This is a genomic window from Paenalcaligenes hominis, from assembly GCF_011927625.1.
In the GTDB taxonomy this organism is placed as follows: Bacteria; Pseudomonadota; Gammaproteobacteria; order Burkholderiales; family Burkholderiaceae_B; genus Paenalcaligenes; species Paenalcaligenes hominis.
In genome coordinates this window covers 1-2,053 of sequence record NZ_JAATIZ010000009.1, presented here as the reverse complement: position 1 = coordinate 2,053, position 2,053 = coordinate 1, and the positions used below count along the sequence as shown (strand labels likewise).

At 49.5% G+C, this 2,053-nt stretch carries 2 protein-coding genes and 1 pseudogene; 2 read left to right on the top strand and 1 reads right to left on the bottom strand.

Going from position 1 to position 2,053, the window contains the following annotated elements:
* Positions 1–173: 173 nt before the first annotated feature.
* Complete coding sequence (gene leuE / locus GGR41_RS13015) at positions 174–830, top strand: leucine efflux protein LeuE (RefSeq protein WP_077733812.1); 657 nt, start codon at positions 174–176, stop codon at positions 828–830.
* Positions 831–864: 34 nt separating this feature from the next.
* Positions 865–1,851: a diaminopimelate dehydrogenase gene (locus tag GGR41_RS13010; RefSeq protein ID WP_167662269.1), complete on the top strand. Its 987-nt coding sequence runs from the start codon at positions 865–867 to the stop codon at positions 1,849–1,851.
* Between the two features lie 110 nt (positions 1,852–1,961).
* On the opposite strand, the pseudogene GGR41_RS13005 reads toward GGR41_RS13010, so the two are convergent.
* A pseudogene (locus GGR41_RS13005) lies at positions 1,962–2,053 on the bottom strand (transposase); the annotation flags it as partial.

Genomic DNA, 2,053 nt, shown 5'->3' with positions numbered 1-2,053 from the left:
GCAGCAGGAACCCACCGAAGCGACTCTGGGACGGCTCAATGCCTCCCTTGAGCGCCGTAGGAATCCCCGGCCTTTAGGCGGGGGAGGATGTCAATAGAAACTCAAATGCAAATAAGCCCACGCTATAAAAGCGCTTTAGGATACTATTTATATTTTTGCATGTTGGGGATACCGTGTTTGAAAGCGTTGGCGTGATTGATTTAGGCACCTATTTGGTAGGAGCCATTTTTATTATTTTATTGCCAGGGCCAAACTCGCTGTTTGTGTTGGCCACTGCCGCTGCCAAAGGGATACGGCCGGGCTATCTAGCGGCCGCAGGTATTTTCGTTGGTGATACCATCCTCATTGCGCTTACTGCAGCAGGGGCCGGAACCTTGCTGCAAACCGTACCCCTCTTGTTTTACGCCCTTCGTGCCTTAGGGGCTGGCTATCTCGGCTACCTAGGAATACGAATTCTATGGTCTCTGCTTAGGCCTACACCGCAACAAAGCAACCCTGCTCCCGAGGTACTAGAGCAACAAGTCAAACACGGTAATTATTTTTCCAAAGCGCTGGTATTAAGCCTTTTAAACCCCAAAGCCATTTTATTTTTGTTGTCTTTTTTTGTGCAGTTTGTGGACCCAGCTAAAGGCCACCCTTGGTTAGCCTTTATGGTGTTGGGCGCATTTCTTCAACTTTTTAGTATGGTGTATTTATCGACATTGATATTTGGTGGCACACGTTTAGCAAATACTTTTAGAAAGCATCGTTATCTTGCTATTTTTTCTCATGCCGCTGTGGCTATTTTATTTATAGTCTTTGCGGTGCGTATGGCTTTTGGTGTAGCCTAAACGACTTATGGACAACTGCATTAAAGGAAAGACAATGAGTGCAAAAATTCGTATCGGTATCGCTGGCTATGGCAATTTAGGCCGCGGCGTTGAGCTCGCTTTAGGACAAAACCCCGACATGGAATTAGTCGCGGTTTTTAGTCGTCGCGAACCCAAAAGCGTTGAGCTGCTTGCTGGTAATGTGCCTGTGTATGCATTAGATACGATAGAGCAGTACAAGGATCAAATTGATGTGTTGATTTTGTGTGGGGGGTCTAAAGATGATTTACCCAAACAAGGCCCGCATCTGGCGCAATGGTTTAATACCATTGATAGTTTTGACACCCATGCCGCTATTCCCGAGTACTTTGCCGCTGTTGATGCCGTAGCTCAAGCCACTCAGCACACCAATATCATTGCTGTTGGCTGGGACCCCGGTCTGTTTTCTATCAATCGCTTAATGGGCGAAGTGGTATTACCTAAAGGCGAAACCTATACCTTCTGGGGCAAGGGCCTTAGCCAGGGTCATTCTGACGCGGTTCGTCGCATCGATGGGGTCAAGGCTGGTGTACAGTACACTTTGCCTATCGAAGCCGCGGTAGAGCGCGTACGGGCTGGCGAGTTCCCCGAGCTCAGCACCCGTGAAAAACATCGTCGTGAGTGCTTTGTGGTCCTCGAGGACGGTGCCAACGCGGACGAGGTGCGTAACACCATTGTGACCATGCCGAATTACTTTGCTGACTACGACACAACCGTACACTTTATTAGCCTCGAAGAGCTAGAACGAGACCATACTGCCATGCCCCACGGTGGCTTTGTTATTCGTAGCGGTACCTCTGGTAATGACGTACAACAAACGGTCGAGTACTCCTTGGCGTTGGGCAGCAATCCCGAGTTCACTTCTAGTGTGCTAGTGGCTTATGCCCGAGCCGCCTACCGTCTTGCACAACAAAAACAATTCGGTGCCAAAACGGTATTTGATATTGCTCCGGGTCTACTGTCGCCTAAATCAGCGGCTGACCTACGCAAAGAGCTGCTGTAATACAAAAAGGCTTGGTTACCCAAGCCTTTTTTTTATCAAATCGCGCGGAAAACCCCGCGGTTCAGGGCGGAGATGAATAGCGTGGACGCGCTAGCGTCTTCGTATCCGCTTGGCGTCTGTTGTTGCTTAATGTATTGTCGGACGATCTCGATAGGCGCACCGCCACAGCTTCCGGCAAAGTAGCTCGGCGACCAGAGGGCGC